Below are 18,557 nucleotides of genomic sequence, written 5' to 3' on the forward strand. Positions count from 1 at the left end.
TTCTGGCATCGGCAGATTGACACGTACTTGAACATTATTGGAGGCTTCTATTTTTTCATGCAAAACGAATCTCATTCTAACGTAAAAATCGTAACAGCCGATCCGAGCGCGATCGGTCTGTTTGGCTTGGCTATTGTAACGCTTGTCGCTTCATCCCAAAAGCTCGGTCTCACTGAGGGCTTGAGCTTCATCATCCCTTGGGCTATCTTCCTTGGTGCCTTTGCACAGCTATTTGCCTGCATTCAGGATGCAAAGCATAACAACACCTTTGGCATGACGGCTTTTGGCGCTTACGCCTTCTTCTGGTTAGCCGTAGCTAGTAGCTGGATGATCAAAATGGGCGTATTCGGCCCTGAGCTGGCGTCTGCTGTAGACGGTAAGCAACTCGGCTTTGCCTTTGCCGGCTACCTCATCTTCACGCTATTCATGACCATTGGAGCGATGGAAACACATAAGGTCCTATTCTTTATCTTTGTCCTGATTGATTTTCTGTTCCTCGGTCTTAGCTTCGATGCATTCGGCGTTGCTCCAGAGGTGTTCCATACCCTCGCAGCTTATGCTGAAATGGGTATTGGTCTACTCTCGCTGTACGGTACAGGAGCCGCTGTTCTGAATGCACATTTTGGCCGTACGTTCCTGCCTGTAGGACGTCCCTTCGGTATTTTCAAACCACGACCTTAGCTGTATATGTAAGCCCCGCAAAGCCGCCTTTCGCGCCGATCCGCGTTAAGGACGGCTTTTTGGGTTATAAAGCTGGAATTATTCGGCTTGCCAATTCGGCATCCGCTCTGCCGCATAACGAAGGCCAGCTGCCATTCCTTTGGGAATGATCGCATTAATATTTTCCATTTCCTCCGTAGATAAAGCGATATCGACTGCCCCCGCATTTTCCTCTAAATAAGTAACCCGCTTGGTGCCTGGAATCGGTACAATTCCCTCTTGCGCAAGCAGCCATGCCAAGGCCAGTTGAGAAGGCTTGACCCCTTTTTGAGCAGCGAGGTCCTTAATATGCTGTACGAGATCGAGATTTTTCTGGAAATTCTCAGGCTGAAAGCGTGGCACGGTGCGACGGAAATCATCTTCTGCAAAATCATCAAACCTCTGAATTTGCCCGCTCAAAAAGCCGCGTCCCAGCGGACTGTACGCTACAAACTCAATTCCCAGCTCCTTGCAAGCGGGTATAACCTCATCTTCCGCCTCCCGGCTCCATAAGGAGTATTCCGTTTGCAGAGCCGTGATCGGGTGCACCTTGTGGGCACGCCGAATGAGTGCGGGAGAAGCTTCGGACAACCCCAAATAGCGGACTTTTCCCGCCTGAACGAGGTCACTCATCGCTCCAACCGTCTCCTCGATAGGTACATTCGGATCGACACGGTGCTGGTAGTACAAGTCGATCACATCTACGCCCAGTCTTTGCAGGCTGCGGTCACATGCCTGTTTTACATATTCAGGACGGCCGTTGACACCCAAGAATGCCCCATCCTCTCCGCGCATAATGGAGAATTTGGTAGCCAATATCACCTCATCCCGGTGGCTTCGCAGAACTTCACTGATCAGTTTTTCATTTTCTCCCACACCATAGACATCCGCTGTATCCCAGAAATTGATCCCCAGCTCCAACGCACGATGAAGCGTTTTGATCGACTCCTGATCATTCAACTCGCCATAATATTCGGACATTCCCATGCAGCCCAGACCCAGTGCAGATACTTGAAGGTCACTTTTACCCAGTTGTTTCTTTTTCAATTCCCATCAACTCCTATATTGAAAGAATAGTCATCGGCCTTTCTAATCGTCATCACGTTACATCCAGTATGTTACTACTTAAAGTTAACTTTAAGTCAAGCATTGTCTCAGTACACGCTATTTCAAATATTTTTAGGAAAATGTGATTTCCGGGTTGTAAGAGACGGCCGTAAATTTCCTATATATATGAGAAACGAATTATCGCGCGAGATTCGGTTTCAAAATACTTCACCCGGAGGTTGCCCATAATGCCAACAAACTACTCTTATACCAAAACGTCCGATGGTTTTCATGTAATCATCACGCCAGCTTCGAATATTCAAAATAAAAATATTAGAAGCCGGATCACACAGCAAACCGACTATGGGATTAATGGAGGCTTCTTTAACCCCATCAGCACAACAAAGCCGCCGACGGATTGCCTATCGATTGCGGTCACACCCAATAATACCCATGACAGCAAGGCGAATGCCAAAGGGAATAGCCGGGGTACAGCATTTGTATACACGGAGAGCAACAAAACAAAAATGGGGATTACCCGTGCTTCAAGTGTAACGGATCTCAAGAAACAAATGGGGACTTCGATTACGTATAAGTCTATTATTAGCGGGGGCAGCCTGTCGCTGAAGATGGAGGAAAAAGAATGGCTTGAGGCTTTAAAAGATATTGAAAAATTCGATTTGAATGGAACCTTGCGATACACCGACTCTACCGGGCGAACTGGCCTGGGCTTCAAAGTCGTAAATAATATTTGGCAGGTCTACCTGGTTGTCCATGAAAATGCGACTCTGAAACAGCTTCGCAATTATTTTATCAAACAGGATTGCTTTGAAGCCATTCTTCTTGATGGTGGAGGCTCGTCCGGTATTCAAGTTAAAAACTCTGCAGGCACTATGGTGAAGTATGAGCAAACACGTTATATCTACAACATGGTGAAGCTCATTAATATCACCTAGCCTTACGATGTGTTTCCATAGGAGCAAGGAGGCCTTACCGGCCTCCTCTACAATTCATCCAGCACGACGATTTCCAATGCCAGGAAAACAGGTGTTACAGGGTACACATAAGAGACTTCAATGGGTTCCCCCACCTGTAATTCTGCTGGATTGATTAATTGCCTGCGCTGATCATCCATTCGCTTATAAATATGTGTATCGGGAATAGATATATACACCGATTGGATAGGCTTTTCGGTTGAATCATCACTTTTGGGCAGTCCTTTAGCAAATTGAACAGGCTGTTCAAATCGGATCAAATAGTCCATGGTGGGGGCAGCTAATGGTTGTTCTACTTCTTTTTCAATCTTTTCAATACTTTTGATTTTGGCACGCCCCGTGTATACTGTTGTGCTTTCCAGACGATCTAAATCAAAAATAGATTGAGCTACCGCTTCGTTAGATTCGTTAACCAGCCTAGCCGATTCTGTTTTAGAACATGCCGGCAATAATGCTGCTGCAAGCAAGATAAGGGCAAGGGCAGAAACTCTATTTTTCATAAGTGATCCTCCCTAATCTGGTTTATAAAATACGATTCACTATTAAGACGCAGGCAGGAATAATTTGGTTGCTTTAATTATCTATTATATTTCGAAAGGTGTGTTTAGTAATATGTTAAAAAAATTAGGTTTGGCAGCTCTCGCCGCATCCACACTTCTGATGGGAAGTTCCATTACAGCAAGCGCTGATTCTACTGTAAATTACGATCATTTGCTCTCGGCAGGGTCAACTAATGCTTTCCTGGCCATGGAAGATGGATCTTCATTTTATGCAACTGGAAGTAACAGTAATGGCAAACTCGGTGTAGGCGCTGGCGGAGGAAATAATAAAACAAGTCCGATGCAAGCGGATGTATCTGATATTGCTATGATTGATGCTGGTGATTCGCATTCAACCTTGCTCAAAAAAGACGGAACCATCTGGTCCTGGGGCTTTGCAAGTTACGGCGAGCTAGGCACTGGGAATAAGAGGGATACGGCAAGAGATCCAGTTAAGAACAAATATATTAATGATGTTAAGGAAGTGAGAGCAGGAGGTCAATTCACACTGGCCTTAAAAAATGACGGAACCGTGTGGGCCTACGGAGAAAACAACTTCGGGCAACTGGGCATTGGCACAAAAGGGGTTTCCGCCTTTTCCGTTAAGCCTGTCCAGGTACAAGGCTTGGAGGATATTGTAGCCATTGACGCTGGCGATAGCTTTGGTGCAGCTTTAGACAAAAATAATCAGCTATGGGTATGGGGAAAAGGTTCTGATGGCGCACTGGGACAGGATGATAAAGAAAACCAGCTTACCCCTGTTCAATATCGAATTGATGATATCAAAACCTTTACTGCCGGGTCTGACCGCATTTATGTTTTAACGAATAGCGGAGAAGTATACGCTTCCGGTAGCAATACTTCCGGAAAGCTCGGGGATGGAACCTCGACTTTTAGAAGATCACCCGTATTGATCAATATTTCTAATGTAAGTAGACTGAAAGCAGGCAACACCCAGGCGTTTGCCCTTAAAAATGACGGCACTCTTTGGGCATGGGGAGTAAATACTTATGGGCAGGTAGGTGACGGGACCGATGTATTTTCTATTAAAGTCCCTACCCAAGTTGTAGATGACATGAATACACCACTAACCGATGTAGTAGCATTCAGTGCAGCAGGCAACCATTCGCACGCTTTGACAGCAGATGGAACGGTCTGGTCCTGGGGATTTAACAAAAACGGCGAGCTCGGAATCGGTAGTACCAAGGAACAATATTCTGCCACTAAAACGAATTTCCCGAATCCTTTTTCGGAATAAATAACATTTTCATAATTAAGAAAGTGTTCAAGGAATACGCATAGGCCTCCCGTGCTTTCCGAACCAAAAAAAGCAATAAGGGCAGTTTAATCACTGCCACTTATTGCTCTTTATTTTTATACGGGGGTTACTCCATTACTTAAAAAACATCATTATGTATGAACAGAAGCGCATCTGTAGCTTCTGGACGGTAAGGAAATTTTAATTTATAGTGCTAAGGCTTCTTCCGTAATCTTTTTAATATCAATGGATGAAGGCGTTTCTTCCTTAACCATATCCGGCAAAATATGTTCCAGAAAATAATCAACACATTTTAATTGAATGTTTTTGATTTTCACAAGCGCATTACGATACATGACTATAAATTCTTTTTCTGTATTTCCCCGTTGTAGCTCGGCAAATGCTTCGTACACCTGATCCATTTTGTCCGCAACTTCAAGGATCAAACCTTCTACTGAATCATCTTTGCCTTCTCGGAGCTGTTTGCGGAAAATAGCTTTGAATTCCTCGGGAATATTCTCTTCAATAAAATACTCAATCATACCTTCTTCGACCTGCTGGATTAATAACCGGAGTTCCTTGGAGGAATGCTTAACAGGCGTTTTAATGTCTCCAATAAAAATCTCCCCGTAATCGTGACTGCTTGTGATCTCGTAAAGCTTTTTCCAGTCAATGCTTACGCCGTTTCGCTCTTCAATATCAGCCAGCGTTTTGGCATATTGTACAACCTTCCAGGAATGAGCAGATACGCTATGCTCCTCAAATTTAAATTTACCGGGACAACGGATGATTCTTTCCAACTCGTTTAGTGATCGAAAATACGTATGAATCCCCATACTTGCATCCATCCTTTAGTTTATATGATATTTGTGGGTATAGATCCTTACTATACGCCTCAACTATTAACAGTAGATTAGCGCAGTATAAAGTGGGGACTTACACATATAGCACGTAAACCAATTTTGCTATACACTTTATATAAAAAAGTAAAAAGTGGTGAAAGCGTTGTTCAAAATCTTGCTAATTGAAGATGATCAGACTTTGTTCCATGAAATTAAGGACAGGTTAACTCAATGGGCCTATGATGTGTATGGCATCCAGGACTTTAGTAAAGTAATTCAGGAGTTCACAACGATAAAGCCTGATCTGGTCGTGATTGATATTCAATTGCCGAAATTTGATGGGTTTCATTGGTGCCGAATGATTCGATCCCACTCTAACGTTCCTATCATTTTCTTATCCTCTCGTGATCACCCTACGGATATAGTCATGTCGATGCAGCTTGGAGCTGATGATTTTATCCAAAAACCGTTTCACTTTGATGTACTCATTGCGAAATTACAGGCAACTCTTCGCCGTGTATATAATTACAATACTGAACCTATCGCCTTGAAAACATGGTGCGGTGCCACAGTGGATTATGAGAAAAATGTAGTTGCCAATGAGGCTGGCTCCATCGAATTAACCAAGAATGAAATTTATATTTTAAAGCTGCTCATTGAGCAAAAAAATAAGATTGTTGCCCGAGAGGAATTAATTAAAAGCCTATGGGATGATGAACGTTTTGTCAGCGACAATACCTTAACAGTCAACTTGAATCGCCTGCGAAAAAAACTGGATGAGCTGGATATGGGACGTTTCATTGAAACGAAGGTGGGGCAAGGCTACATGGCTACAGAAGAGGCACCTACATATGATTAAAAAGTATCTTATGGAAAGGCTGAGCTGGATTCTATTATTTGTATGCCAGCAATTCCTTATCCTGCTCATCGCTTATGTGGATGCAGCAATCCCGTTGATGCCGATCCTATATATAGTCTTCTTATCTATGATGGTTTTCTTGGTCTTTTTAATCATCCGCTACCCCAAAGAAACCAAATTCTATAAAACACTGGAAGAATGGGAAAGCCCTCTCGAATTAACGGGTATAGGCGAACCGGAGAGTCCGTTTGAGCAAATCATTGAACAAAAAATCACCGACCAGACCGAACGATTACAACAAATCATCTCGCAAAATCAATTGACACTTGAACACGAAAAAGACGAACTATTATCCTGGATTCATGAGGTAAAAACACCTTTGACCGCCATGCATTTGATGATTGAGCGATTGGACGATAAATCCCTAAAGGCTCAACTGACGTATGAATGGTTACGAATTCACTTGCTACTTGACCAGCAGCTCCACCAAAAACGCATATCTTTTATTGAAAATGATTTGTATGTAGAACATGTGAATTTAAAATCTCTGGTTTTTAAAGAGATTAAAACATTACAATCGTGGTGCATCCAAAAAGGGATCGGCTTTGACATCCAACTTGAGCAAATGGAGGTTTTGAGTGATGCCAAATGGCTTGCTTTTATCATCAGGCAGCTTTTAACCAATGCCATCAAATATAGCGATGCCAGTGATATTATCATTCACAGCTATGAACAAAAGGAGCGGATACGGCTTGAGGTCCAAGACTTTGGGCGTGGTATTGATCCGAAGGATATACCCCGTATTTTCGAGAAAGGTTTTACATCCACGACCCAACATTCTGATCATACTTCAACGGGCATGGGGTTATATTTAATGAAAAAGGCAGCAACGCCTTTGCTCATACATGTAGATATGCATTCCAAACCGGACGTCGGTACAACCTTTACTTTAATTTTTCCCAAACAAAATGATTTTGTGAGTATGGTGAGCATGTGACAGAGATGTCACATGCTTTTATGTATTGTTCGCTCAATCAAAGGAAAAACAACAGCCTTATTTTTATAATAAAGTTACAAAAACAAAAAGGAGTGCATCGAAGTGAATATTTTAGAAGCCCATAAAATTCATAAAAGCTACGGTAATAAGTTAAATATGCAGGAGGTATTAAAGGGAATTGATATCCTTATTGAAGAAGGCGAATTTGTCAGTATTATGGGGGCCTCTGGATCAGGTAAAACCACACTGCTGAATGTCCTTTCCTCCATTGATCACGTGAGCCACGGGTCCATTAAAATCAATGACATCGAAATGACGAAAATGAAGGAGAAGCAACTGGCTGAATTTCGCAAAAAATATCTGGGCTTTATTTTTCAAGAGTATAATCTGCTGGATACGCTAACCGTGAAGGAGAACATTCTTTTACCCTTATCCATCACCAAAACGTCTAAAAAAGAAGCAAACCTAAAATTTCAGGAAGTAGCTACAGAACTGGGAATTTATGAACTGAAAGATAAGTACCCTAATGAAATTTCGGGCGGACAAAAACAGCGTACATCTGCGGCTAGGGCCTTTATTCATGAGCCCAGTATTATTTTTGCTGATGAACCTACGGGTGCGCTGGATTCCAAATCAGCTTCCGATTTATTGAACAAGCTGGGCCAGCTAAACCAGAAGCGTAAAGCAACCATCATTATGGTCACGCACGATCCCGTCGCTGCCAGCCATTGCAGTAGAGTCATTTTTATTAAGGATGGACAAATGTATACACAGCTTCATAAAGGTGAACAAGAAAGACAAAACTTCTTCCAAGATATCATGAGAACCCAAGGGGTCTTAGGCGGGGTCCAATATGAACATTAATCTGCTCATTCTAAAGAATTTGAAAAAAAACCTGAAAAATTATTACCTTTATGTTTTTGCTCTCGTTTTCAGTGTTGCGCTCTATTTCGCTTTTGTCACATTACAATACGATCCCTCCATGGACGAAGTGAAGGGCTCTGTTAAAGGTGCAGCTTCCATACGGGCAGCATCCGTCCTGCTGGTCGCTATTGTCTGTATTTTCCTTTTGTATGCTAATAATATCTTTATAAAAAGACGCAGCAAAGAAATTGGCCTATTTCAACTGATCGGAATGACTAAAAACAAAATTTTTCGCATCCTAAGTGCTGAAAACTTAATTCTATACTTCAGTTCACTATTCATTGGAATTGGGGTTGGATTCTCTTTTTCCAAATTAGTGATCATGATTTTATTTAAGACGACGGGCGTCGAAGCCATTGCCACTCTATATTTCTCTAACCAAGCACTGACTCAAACACTCATCGTTTTTGGTATCATCTACCTGTTGATCATGGTCATGAATTATTCCTTTATTAAAAGACAAAGTATTTTGTCTTTGTTCAGAGTGACCTCAACCACCGAAGGGAAAATCAAGAAAATATCTATCTTTGAGATGATCATTGGGATCATTGGAATTTCATTCATCGCTTTAGGATACTATGTTTCTTCCAAATTGTTTGGTGGAGACTTTACATCCATGAATGAATTATTTATGGCTATGGTGTTTATTCTAGGCTCTGTCATCATCGGAACACTTCTTTTTTATAAAGGATCTATCCGCTTTATTTCAAATATCATTAGAAAAGGTAAAGGCGGCTATTTAAACATTAATGAGGTGCTGTCTCTCTCATCCATTATGTTCCGCATGAAATCCAATGCTTTGTTGTTGACCATTATTACGACGGTATCGGCACTTGCCATCGGTTTACTCTCCTTAAGCTATATCGCCTATTATTCTGCGGATCAAGCGGCTGAGGACAATGTACCTTCCCATTTTGCAATGACGAATGTAGCGGATGCGGAGAAATTCACAACGTTACTTCAGGAGCATGACATACAGTATCGTGAAAAGAAAATTGAAGTCATTCAAGTCAGTGTGAGCACAACGCAAATTCTGGAGACTCCTCAGGAAGGATTAAATATCGGTGCGAATTCCATGACGCTGCCTGTCATAAGCGATGAATCTGTGGAGGCTACGGATGTATCTCCAGGTCAAACGATTTTAATGGGCTATAATGATATGTTGCAGAAATTTATGTCCTTGAAAAGCTTTGGCCCATTGGACTTGAAGGGAAAAAAAGAAGTCATACATCAACAATATTTGGGTCTAAAAAAGGAATATGTTATTCCCCATTATTTTACAGCCGGCGGACTACCCACTGTCATTGTAGACGAAACCATCTTTGAGCGGTTAAAGAAAGATGTAAATCCTGAGATTCAAAAGAAATCATCCTTATATATTGGAATTGATATGATGAATGAGGACCAGATCAAAGAAGCCGATCGCCTCTTTAAAGCCGCCAATTTTAATGACCAACAAACATCACGCTTTGAAATGAGCAGCAATCAGAAGAGAAAGATGGGGGTGATCATGTTTGTAGTTGGATTTTTAGGACTCACCTTTCTCATTACATCAGGCTGTATCCTTTATTTTAAGCAAATGGATGAGAGCGAAGACGAAAAAAACAATTATACGGTGTTGAGAAAATTAGGGTTCACACAAGGGGACCTGCTTAGAGGCATTAAAATAAAACAACTCTTTAACTTCGGCATTCCATTAGTAATCGGCCTTTCACACAGCTATTTCGCCGTCCAATCCGGCTGGTTCTTGTTTGGAACTGAAATTTGGATGCCTATGATCATCGTTATGGTACTATACACCGCCTTATATTCCATTTTCGGGATACTATCCATCCTGTATTATAAAAAAGTCATTAAAGCAGCATTATAATCGGTCAAAAGCTCCAGACGAAAGCACTGGGGCTTTTTCCAAATGATTGAGCATTTTTATTCCTGCGTGTACAATAAAATGACTATCATCGTTACCCCGAAGGGGGAGAGCTATTTTATTATTATTCATCAATGGCATCAGCATAGTAGCTAATATCATACTCTCTTCCTTTGTAGGAGTGGCTGTTGCCCATCTTTTTCGATCCGATAGATCTTAGTAAGAAACCCTCATTGTAGTGAGCGGGATTGTATTTAGTGTGATTTCGGGTATTTACGCTATGCTTGAAGCAAGTTAAAAAGTCTCTCCCTTCTCTGTTACGGACAGGAAGAGCGAGACTTTTTTATTGATGGTTCCCCTTTACAGAGGCTCGTGTGAATGCTTAACGCAAAGGCTCAAATCCCTCTACTTGCTTCAGAATCCGCTCAATTTCATCACATTGCTCCTGTTGAAGCGTCACCTCCACTGCTTTCACATTCTCTTCGATCTGTGCCGGTTTAGTGGCCCCAATGAGTGCAGCGCTGACACCCGGATCTCTAAGTATCCAGGCCAGAGCAAGCTGTGACAGACTGATGCCCAGATCCTTCGCCAGCTTATCCAGTTCCTGTACACAGTTAAGAACAGCATCGTTCATATAACTGTTAATGACATGATTGACCGAGGCATCGGCCCCGCGACTGCCTGTCGGTACAGGTTGTCCCGGTTTGTATTTACCTGTGAGCACACCTTGGGCCAGCGAAGAAAATACAATTTGGCCGATACCTAGCTGCCCAGATACGGGTAGTACCTCGCGCTCGATATAACGCTCGAACATATTATAGATCGGCTGGTTGGCAATCAGCGGGCGCAGATTCAGCCTTTTCCCAATGCCATAGGCATCTGTGAGCTGTGCAGCACTCCATTCGCTTACCGCAGCATACAGGATCTTGCCTTGAGCCTGAAGGTCATCTAGAGCCCGCAGCGTCTCTTCCAAAGGAGTCTCCTGATCGTAACGGTGACAGAAGTAAATGTCGATGTAATCCGTGCCAAGACGTTGAAGACTAGCCTCGCATTGCTCCATCATGTGCTTGCGGGACAGTCCCCTGTCATTAGGACCGGAATCCATAGGAAAGTAAACCTTCGTAGATAACACGTAGCTTTCTCTTCGATAAGGCTTCAAGGCGGCTCCCATAGCCTTTTCGCCCTCACCCCGATTATACGCATTGGCGGTATCGAAGAAATTAATCCCGAGTTCAAAGGCTTTGGCAATACAGGTATGAGCTGCTTCCTGCTCGGCGGCTGTGCCGTACGTCAACCAACTACCCAAACCAATTTCACTGATTTTAAGACCACTGCTGCCTACATTTCTATATTTCATATCTGTTCCTTCTTTCGTAAGAGGATAGCCTTCTTATATTCTAGCATGTAAACCCTTTCACGAAAACGAATTCCATAGAAATCAGGTAGTTGCCTCATTTCACTTTTCCGCACCGTAAATGCTGATAAACCTATGATCAAATATATAATTAAAAATAGCAAGGATGCTGTAACATCCCTGCTATTTAGCAATAGCCGCTTTTAAGAGCAATCACTCTGTTACTTACATCTTACCCTCTCAGATTCCGTTCGGAAAAAGCGCATCATATGCTGGGCAAGGCAGTTTGTCGAGAAATTCCTGAAGCGGCTTCGGTTTATGTGTGTAAATATCCTTTAAGGACGTTCCGTCATAAATATTGCCGATGACCACAGGATGGCACAGCTCGCAGATCAGAATATCGCCGTTCCCGTGAAGGTGAAGCTGCTTTTTACCATCTACGCAGTTGGAAAAATAAACACCCGGCTGCTCCTTGAAGCCCAGTGCTTCTGCAAAACGATCCATACAGGTGAAATACAGCATGGTATCGTCCTTTTTATGGGCAATCAGGTCATGAACAGAACGGACAAGTGCCTCCTTGGTGGAAATGGCGTTCCAGTTCGTATGATCTATCACGATGCTATTTTGGATTTCATGAATTCGTACACCTAGTTCATATACTTTCTCGCTGATTGCCGGCATGTTGTTTTGCGTCTCGGCAAATAGCAAAGTCTCCAGCACCGTTTCCAGCTTGGCTTCGGTACATAACCGAATATTCTGGGCGATTGTCTCATACATGCGCGGATGAACATGATAATATGCCGCATATTTTTCAGGGTCCGTGAAGTTGAAGGAAATATGAATGTTGGAAAGACCTGCATCCCGCAACCTCTCAATCCGTTCAGGACTGAGCAAGCTGGCATTGGTGTTAAGCTGAGTAGCAATTCCCTTGCTCGAACAGTGAGCCACAATGTCCAGACAGTCCTCATACTTCAAGGTCACTTCTCCCCCGGACAGCCGCACGCGCTTTAAGGTGGGAATTTCATCAATGATGCGTATCACTTCTTTACTGCTGATGCATTGTCCATCATTCCGCTGATATGCGCAGCAATAATCACACTTGAAGTTGCAATTGGAGGTGACCCCGACTTCCAATCCCTCCAGCTCGTAGATGCCCGGCTTTTCCAGTTCAAGTGCTTTATATTTGTTCTCTATACTCACTTTCTTATGATCCTCCCGATCTCAGGCTTGTGTCTTGAATTCACTTGAGATTATACAGAATAGGAGCAGCTTAGAGATATGACATTGCTAACGAGGGTTACAACCGCCTAGCCTATGGAAACAGTAACTTATACTATTCCCCGTTTTTTTTCTTCCCTCAATACATATACTATATCTCAAAATTGTATTCTTAGGGGGAGAGATGTGAAGTGAAAAGGTTAGTTTTTGCATGCATGCTTTCTTTACTCCTTATGACTCCGATACAAATCGTGGGAGCAGCTGGTAATACAGCGGAAGCTAGACCAGTTAAACCAGAGTTACTAAGTTCTCTTCGTCAGGGTGGATACATTCTGTTCGTTAGGCACGGTGAAGCAACGCTAGGAGAAGATCAACCTAATCTCGTCTTAGGCGATTGCTCACTCCAAAGGAATCTTTCCGAGGAAGGTAAAAGACAAGCCTTACTTTTTGGGGAAAGGATAAAGAGCTTACAAATCCCCATTCAAACTCCAGTTATAGCAAGTCCCTTTTGTCGAACAAGGGAAACGGCAGAATTAGCTTTTGGAGCAGAAAATGTTCATGTAGATCCCTTCTGGGTTAGAATTTACAATCTAAGTGGTGATGTAACCGCAGCAGAGAAGGAAAGTACATTAGCCGAACTGACTTCTGTGTTAGAGAAAGTTCCACCTTCTGGGACCAACAAAGTTATCATTGCTCACAGTTTCCCTCAAGGCATTGGTTTGGGCGAGATTCCGAACTTGGGTACTGTAGTTGTGAAGCCAAGAGGACAGGGAAACGGTTTTGATATTGTAGACAGGATATCTTTGGCTGAGTGGTCGAGTGTGCCGTGAGAAAAATTTGCGGCTTCAGACAACACGGTGAACCATGCATAGTTTTCATTTCCAAATCCATACTGAATATATCTGTTGGTAATGGAGGCGGAATGTAGTGGACAAAAAGATGAACCTGCTCATGTTCAGCGGGGATTACGATAAGGCGATGGCTGGACTTATTTTAGCGAATACGGCTCGGGAATTGGACGTGGACGTGACGATGTTTTTTGCGTTCTGGGGACTATTTCTGGTACGTGATCCTGATAAGATGACGCTTGAGGACAAGACGATTTATGAAAAAATCATGGGCTGGATGACTCCAAAAGGACCTGAGGAGCTGCCATTGTCCAAAATGAATTTTAGCGGTCTGGGCAAGCTGATGCTGACGGAAATGATCGAAGATAACGAAGCCCCGAAACTGATTCACTTTTTGAAGGGGGCACGGAAAAAGAACGTCAAATTTTATGCCTGCAAGCTATCCGTGGACATTATGGGTTTTAAACCGGAAGAATTTATACCTGAACTGGAAATTATCGAGGCCAAGACATATCTCAGGGATGCGCTCGAATCCGATATGCAGCTGTTCATATAAGATGTACCCATGCCTTGTCCGGCTTTCGGATGAGGCTTTATTTTGTCAAAATGATGACATTCGCCTATTTTTTTTAACCCATTCGCGTCTTCCTACGTACCCTAAGAAGACAGAACCACATGGGAGGCGCCCGTATGCTCAAAGCTCGGATCGGAAGCAACAATAGTGCATATCAGCCTTCTAGAGAGGCTTTTTTCGCACGATATCGGGAAGGAACGATCGGATATCGTCAAACCTTTGAATCTCCATACGGGCAAAAAAAGCTGGTGTATGCGGATTGGGCAGCCAGCGGTCGTCTGTACAGGCCCATCGAGTCCAGAATAGCTAATGATCTCGGCCCTTTTGTGGCCAATACCCATACAGAGTCTAATCTGACAGGTACCTTGATGACCCAAGCCTACGAAGAGGCAAAGCGAATCATTAAAAACCACGTTCATGCCAACGAGCACGACATCATTCTGTTTGCCGGGTCCGGTATGACAGGGGCCATAAATAAGCTTCAACGCATGTTGGGATTGAAAATACATGAGAAATTAAAGCATCACTACCCTATCGCTGAAAAAGAACGCCCCGTTATTTTTGTCACACATATGGAGCATCACTCGAATCATATTTCCTGGGCGGAAACGATTGGAGACGTTGTGTGCATTCCTCCCGCTCCTGATGGTACCGTTGATCCGGCAAATCTGGAACGCTTGCTGCTTCAGTTCCGTCATCGTCCTACCAAGATCGGCGCTTTCACAGCCTGCTCCAATGTGACGGGATTTGAGCCGCCGATTTACCAGCTATCCCGAAAAATGCATGAGCATGGCGGCGTTTGTTTCATTGATTTTTCCGCAAGCGCTCCTTATGCCGCGATCAACATGCATCCCGCAGAGCCGCTTGAAAGATTGGATGGGATTGTATTTTCTCCCCACAAATTTCTCGGAGGCCCCGGAACAAGCGGCGTCTTAATTATGGATTCCAGACTGTGTCTTAACTGCGCCCCGGATCAACCCGGAGGTGGCACAGTAAGCTGGACCAACCCTTGGGGTGGGTACGAGTATAAAGATAATATCGAGGCACGCGAGGATGGGGGAACTCCTGCATTTCTACAGGCGATGCGAACGGCGCTCTGCATCCAACTGAAGGAACAGATGGGCCACAGTCGCATTTTGGAGCGCGAAAAGGAATTAACGTCATTATTGTTAAACGGGCTGGACGAAATACCGGGCCTGCACATACTAGGGGGAAAAAGTGAACATCGGCTAAGTATTGTTTCGTTCGTGGTCGACCATATCCACTACAATCTGATCGTAAAATTATTGAATGATCGGTTCGGAATTCAGGTCCGGGGCGGCTGCTCTTGTGCAGGAACCTACGGACACTATTTGCTGGGCATTGATCAACAAACCTCTAATCAAATGTCAGACCTCATCCATGTGGGAGATCTATCGAGAAAACCCGGCTGGGTACGCCTGTCCCTCCATCCCATGATGACCCATCAGGAAGTCTCCTATCTGATCTCTTCCATACGAATGGTTGTGGAAAATATCTTAGCGTGGCAAAAGGATTATGCGTACCAGCCTGACTCCAACGAGTGGCGATGCAGGTATGAACATCAAAAAATAGACGTCAGCAAATGGTTCAATTTTAGTAATTAGGAGATACCTGTCCAATCCCTTCTTTTAAATTTGTCATAGATTACACTGTGAATTTACTATGATGAGGAAAGAAGTGACGACAATGGGTCTCAATTTCCGGAACAGTACCAATGCACCTATCTATGTTGCCTACGCCTATCCGAATTTCAGCTGTAGTCCTGTCAACTATGCCAAGATCGGCTGGTATCGTGTAGATCCTGGGCAAACAAGAGAGGTTTGGAAAGGATATGCCGGAGGTAATACGTTCTATTACTATGCCGAAAGCAGCTTCGGACGCACATGGTCAGGCTCCTATTATACCCAAATCCCTAACCAGGCTTTCCATTGGTGTTGGAACGTAGGGTGTACGACCTGTAGAAATCTAGGGATGCGCCGGATTCCGGTCAGCTCAATCTATGCAAATTACACGATTGACCTTGTTACCAGCACCAGCCAAAGAGCAACTCAATCCGATAATGTCCGCACAGCCTTGCCTTCCAAACAAAGCAAAGAAGAATCCTTGGTCGTTAGAACGCCTAAAGCGGCTAAAAAGGTGAAACAGGGAACACCTATAACACTCAATCGTAGAGTATTTCCTGAAAAGCTAAGAAGAAAATAATGCAATATTAGTGAACTCAATATATCTCTAGCTCAAGCTTCAGGATTTTGCAAACTCCTCGCTTATATAAATTATTCTTGAACCAAAAGAAAGGAGCGACCTTTTCGCAATGGCCTGCTCCTTTCTTTTATGTCAGGGTTTTCGCAAACCCCTCATGTCTATGCAATTACTTGAAAAGCGTTTATTTGCTCTCAGCTTCCCAATTGGATATTTCCTCGCGAACACGCGGAGCTACCTCTGTTCCCAATAGCTCAATGGCTCTCATAACATCCTCGTGCGGCATCGTACCTACAGGTACGTGCAACAGAAAGCGTGTAACGCCTACCTGCTTGCGCAGGTGAATGATTTTCTTGGCAACTGTATCAGGATCACCTACATACAGCGCCCCTTCAAAGCTACGGGCGGCATCGAAGCTGGAACGGGTGTAGGGACCCCATCCACGCTCACGCCCAAGGACATTCATGCTTTGCTGGGTGGAAGGAAAAAACTTGTCGGCTGCAAGCTCGGTATTTTCTGCGATAAAACCATGTGAGTGTGATGCAACCGGAAGTAATGATGCGTCGTGCCCTGCGTGTGCAGCCGCTTTTTTATACAGCTCCACAAGCGGCGCAAACTGCACAGGACTACCGCCAATAATCGCCAGAACCAACGGCAATCCGAGCAAGCCCGCGCGAACAACAGATTCCTGATTGCCCCCGCTACCAATCCATACGGGCAACGGGTTCTGAACCGGACGTGGATACACACCCAGATTATTGATCGCAGGCCGATGTCCGCCCTTCCAGGTGACTTTTTCAGAATCCCGTATTTTCAATAACAGTTCGAGTTTTTCTTCAAATAGTTCGTCATAGTTATCCAGATCATAACCAAACAGTGGGAACGATTCGATAAAGGAACCCCGTCCTGCCATAATCTCAGCTCGTCCATTGGAGATGCCATCCAATGTGGCGAAATCCTGAAACACCCGCACCGGATCATCCGATGAAAGCACCGTGACCGCGCTGGTCAGCCGAATCCGCTGGGTCTGCGAAGCAGCCGCAGCCAATATTACCGCAGGTGCAGATGCCGCATAGTCTTTACGATGATGCTCTCCCACTCCATATACATCCAATCCTACCCGATCGGCAAGCACAATCTCCTCGACAACTTCACGTATTCGTTGCGCATGACTGATGACCTCACCCGTTTGTGTATCCGGCGTTGTTTCTACAAATGTGCTGATACCTATCTCCACTTGTCCTACCCCCTGCTTCAATATCTCGTTCCCATCGGCTGCTTTGTGAGCAAACCATTTTAAAAACCGATATCTTTATTTTGAACCTTTTTCGCATCTTTTTCAAGCTCTCCTTTTCTGAGTCTGAAAATCAGCCAAGGGGAGTGTCAAGATTCGCGCAGGAAACGAAATCTTTTTGTCGAATATTTTATGGATTAAAAAGAGATTTCCATCCTCACAACATGAATACAACAAGGAGGCTCATACATCCATGGCTTTTGTCATCAATAACCTAAAGGATAACAACAATGTTGCCATCACAGACCAATTAGGTGGATTTAGCGTATTAGAATACATATCGGATTTAAGCTGCACCTCGGTTGCGGCTGCGGAAGCCAATTACTATATGAGCAAAAGTAACATGCGCCGCAAGCAGCTCATGATCGAAATCAACAATAGTGAAATCATGATGAAGGCGGGGGCCATGCAATATACGGTAGGCAATATGGAGATGACTACCGGCGTAAAAGGCGTAGGGGGCCTAATGCGAAATTTGGTGTCCGGTGCGGTAACGGGAACAAGTGCCATCAAACCTCTCTATAAGGGCACGGGTACGATTATGCTGGAACCCACTTATAGTTACATTTGGCTCATTGATGTCGATAATGATCACATTGCCATCGAAGACGGCTTGTTTTTAGCTTGTGAAACTACGCTGGACATATCCGTCGTTGCTCGTAGCAACCTTTCCTCGGCCGCACTGGGTGGAGAGGGATTATTTAATTTAAGCGCCCGGGGAAAAGGAGTTCTTGCCCTGCAAGCGCCTATCCCATCCGAGGAAGCCGTCGTTGTTGAATTGCAAAACGATGTGCTAAAGGTAGACGGCAATTTTGCTCTCATGTGGTCTAATACCCTACAGTTTACCGTCGAGAAATCTGGAAAGACCAAGCTTGGCTCTGCCGCTTCTGGCGAAGGGCTGGTCAATGTGTACAGGGGAAGCGGAACCGTTTGGCTGGCACCGTTATAAATGATTTATATTCCAAGGAGAAGCGCTTAGCTTCTCCTCTTCTCAATCCTCATTGAACTGAAAAGGGTGAAAA

18 protein-coding genes are annotated in these 18,557 nt (G+C 44.0%); 12 read left to right on the forward strand and 6 right to left on the reverse strand.

Annotated features, from left to right (window positions below; translation table 11 throughout):
• The first annotated feature begins 57 nt into the window (after positions 1 to 57).
• Positions 58 to 681 carry a GPR1/FUN34/YaaH family transporter gene (locus NST83_RS24750; protein ID WP_014278870.1) on the forward strand — a complete coding sequence of 208 codons (624 nt, stop codon included), beginning with the start codon at positions 58 to 60 and terminating at the stop codon, positions 679 to 681.
• A gap of 78 nt (positions 682 to 759) precedes the next feature.
• Here the strand turns inward: NST83_RS24750 and NST83_RS24755 are convergent, their stop codons facing one another.
• A complete protein-coding gene (locus NST83_RS24755) occupies positions 760 to 1,746 on the reverse strand; it encodes an aldo/keto reductase (protein WP_342416033.1) in 987 nt (328 codons plus the stop codon).
• Positions 1,747 to 1,994: 248 nt separating this feature from the next.
• On the opposite strand from NST83_RS24755, the gene NST83_RS24760 reads away from it, so the two are divergent.
• Positions 1,995 to 2,702: a phosphodiester glycosidase family protein gene (locus NST83_RS24760; RefSeq protein ID WP_342416034.1), complete on the forward strand. Its 708-nt coding sequence runs from the start codon at positions 1,995 to 1,997 to the stop codon at positions 2,700 to 2,702.
• A 47-nt stretch (positions 2,703 to 2,749) separates the two neighbouring features.
• On the opposite strand, the gene NST83_RS24765 is transcribed toward NST83_RS24760, so the two are convergent.
• Complete coding sequence (locus tag NST83_RS24765) at positions 2,750 to 3,241, reverse strand: hypothetical protein (protein WP_342416035.1); 492 nt, start codon at positions 3,239 to 3,241, stop codon at positions 2,750 to 2,752.
• Between the two features lie 64 nt (positions 3,242 to 3,305).
• Between NST83_RS24765 and NST83_RS24770 the strand changes: the two genes are divergently transcribed.
• Complete coding sequence (locus NST83_RS24770; RefSeq protein ID WP_342416036.1) at positions 3,306 to 4,538, forward strand: copper amine oxidase; 1,233 nt, start codon at positions 3,306 to 3,308, stop codon at positions 4,536 to 4,538.
• Between the two features lie 206 nt (positions 4,539 to 4,744).
• Here the strand turns inward: NST83_RS24770 and NST83_RS24775 are convergent, their stop codons facing one another.
• A complete protein-coding gene (locus tag NST83_RS24775) occupies positions 4,745 to 5,374 on the reverse strand; it encodes a YfbR-like 5'-deoxynucleotidase (RefSeq protein WP_342416037.1) in 630 nt (209 codons plus the stop codon).
• Between the two features lie 169 nt (positions 5,375 to 5,543).
• On the opposite strand from NST83_RS24775, the gene NST83_RS24780 reads away from it, so the two are divergent.
• The 4 genes from NST83_RS24780 (at position 5,544) to NST83_RS24795 (ending at position 10,030) form a co-directional block, all read left to right on the forward strand.
• Entirely contained in the window at positions 5,544 to 6,239 is a 696-nt protein-coding gene (locus NST83_RS24780) for a response regulator transcription factor (protein ID WP_342416038.1), read from the forward strand.
• Complete coding sequence (locus NST83_RS24785; protein WP_342416039.1) at positions 6,232 to 7,236, forward strand: sensor histidine kinase; 1,005 nt, start codon at positions 6,232 to 6,234, stop codon at positions 7,234 to 7,236. The genes NST83_RS24780 and NST83_RS24785 overlap by 8 nt, the downstream gene beginning before the upstream one ends.
• Positions 7,237 to 7,338: 102 nt before the next feature.
• Complete coding sequence (locus NST83_RS24790) at positions 7,339 to 8,100, forward strand: ABC transporter ATP-binding protein (protein WP_342416040.1); 762 nt, start codon at positions 7,339 to 7,341, stop codon at positions 8,098 to 8,100.
• Entirely contained in the window at positions 8,090 to 10,030 is a 1,941-nt protein-coding gene (locus NST83_RS24795) for an ABC transporter permease (RefSeq protein ID WP_342416041.1), read from the forward strand. The genes NST83_RS24790 and NST83_RS24795 overlap by 11 nt, the downstream gene beginning before the upstream one ends.
• Positions 10,031 to 10,409: 379 nt before the next feature.
• On the opposite strand, the gene NST83_RS24800 is transcribed toward NST83_RS24795, so the two are convergent.
• The gene (locus NST83_RS24800) at positions 10,410 to 11,384 is read right to left on the reverse strand and encodes an aldo/keto reductase family protein (protein ID WP_342416042.1); all 975 of its coding nucleotides are present in this window, start codon (positions 11,382 to 11,384) and stop codon (positions 10,410 to 10,412) included.
• Positions 11,385 to 11,621: 237 nt separating this feature from the next.
• Positions 11,622 to 12,581: a radical SAM protein gene (locus NST83_RS24805; RefSeq protein WP_342416043.1), complete on the reverse strand. Its 960-nt coding sequence runs from the start codon at positions 12,579 to 12,581 to the stop codon at positions 11,622 to 11,624.
• Between the two features lie 209 nt (positions 12,582 to 12,790).
• On the opposite strand from NST83_RS24805, the gene NST83_RS24810 reads away from it, so the two are divergent.
• The 4 genes from NST83_RS24810 (at position 12,791) to NST83_RS24825 (ending at position 16,244) form a co-directional block, all read left to right on the forward strand.
• The gene (locus NST83_RS24810) at positions 12,791 to 13,429 is read left to right on the forward strand and encodes a histidine phosphatase family protein (protein ID WP_342416044.1); all 639 of its coding nucleotides are present in this window, start codon (positions 12,791 to 12,793) and stop codon (positions 13,427 to 13,429) included.
• 97 nt (positions 13,430 to 13,526) lie between these two features.
• Entirely contained in the window at positions 13,527 to 14,003 is a 477-nt protein-coding gene (locus NST83_RS24815) for a DsrE/DsrF/DrsH-like family protein (RefSeq protein WP_013312672.1), read from the forward strand.
• Between the two features lie 134 nt (positions 14,004 to 14,137).
• The gene (locus tag NST83_RS24820; RefSeq protein ID WP_342416045.1) at positions 14,138 to 15,646 is read left to right on the forward strand and encodes an aminotransferase class V-fold PLP-dependent enzyme; all 1,509 of its coding nucleotides are present in this window, start codon (positions 14,138 to 14,140) and stop codon (positions 15,644 to 15,646) included.
• 82 nt (positions 15,647 to 15,728) lie between these two features.
• A complete protein-coding gene (locus tag NST83_RS24825; protein ID WP_137061014.1) occupies positions 15,729 to 16,244 on the forward strand; it encodes a DUF1036 domain-containing protein in 516 nt (171 codons plus the stop codon).
• 181 nt (positions 16,245 to 16,425) lie between these two features.
• Here NST83_RS24825 and NST83_RS24830 read toward each other — a convergent pair whose 3' ends face one another.
• The gene (locus NST83_RS24830) at positions 16,426 to 17,478 is read right to left on the reverse strand and encodes an LLM class flavin-dependent oxidoreductase (protein WP_342416046.1); all 1,053 of its coding nucleotides are present in this window, start codon (positions 17,476 to 17,478) and stop codon (positions 16,426 to 16,428) included.
• Positions 17,479 to 17,728: 250 nt separating this feature from the next.
• Between NST83_RS24830 and NST83_RS24835 the strand changes: the two genes are divergently transcribed.
• Positions 17,729 to 18,484, forward strand: a complete 756-nt coding sequence (locus NST83_RS24835) for an AIM24 family protein (protein WP_137060873.1) — start codon at positions 17,729 to 17,731, stop codon at positions 18,482 to 18,484.
• Positions 18,485 to 18,557 lie beyond the last annotated feature (73 nt).

The sequence above is a fragment of the Paenibacillus sp. FSL R10-2782 genome (genome assembly GCF_038592985.1).
GTDB classification, from domain to species: Bacteria; Bacillota; Bacilli; order Paenibacillales; family Paenibacillaceae; genus Paenibacillus; species Paenibacillus terrae_C.

Bases quoted from the DNA above. Each gene is read 5' to 3' on its own strand.
- NST83_RS24750 (WP_014278870.1), top strand. From the start codon at position 58: ATGCAAAACGAATCTCATTCTAACGTAAAAATCGTAACAGCCGATCCG.
- NST83_RS24760 (WP_342416034.1), top strand. From the start codon at position 1,995: ATGCCAACAAACTACTCTTATACCAAAACGTCCGATGGTTTTCATGTA.
- NST83_RS24765 (WP_342416035.1), bottom strand. From the start codon at position 3,241: ATGAAAAATAGAGTTTCTGCCCTTGCCCTTATCTTGCTTGCAGCAGCA.
- NST83_RS24775 (WP_342416037.1), bottom strand. From the start codon at position 5,374: ATGGGGATTCATACGTATTTTCGATCACTAAACGAGTTGGAAAGAATC.
- NST83_RS24785 (WP_342416039.1), top strand. From the start codon at position 6,232: ATGATTAAAAAGTATCTTATGGAAAGGCTGAGCTGGATTCTATTATTT.
- NST83_RS24795 (WP_342416041.1), top strand. From the start codon at position 8,090: ATGAACATTAATCTGCTCATTCTAAAGAATTTGAAAAAAAACCTGAAA.
- NST83_RS24800 (WP_342416042.1), bottom strand. From the start codon at position 11,384: ATGAAATATAGAAATGTAGGCAGCAGTGGTCTTAAAATCAGTGAAATT.
- NST83_RS24820 (WP_342416045.1), top strand. From the start codon at position 14,138: ATGCTCAAAGCTCGGATCGGAAGCAACAATAGTGCATATCAGCCTTCT.
- NST83_RS24825 (WP_137061014.1), top strand. From the start codon at position 15,729: ATGGGTCTCAATTTCCGGAACAGTACCAATGCACCTATCTATGTTGCC.
- NST83_RS24835 (WP_137060873.1), top strand. From the start codon at position 17,729: ATGGCTTTTGTCATCAATAACCTAAAGGATAACAACAATGTTGCCATC.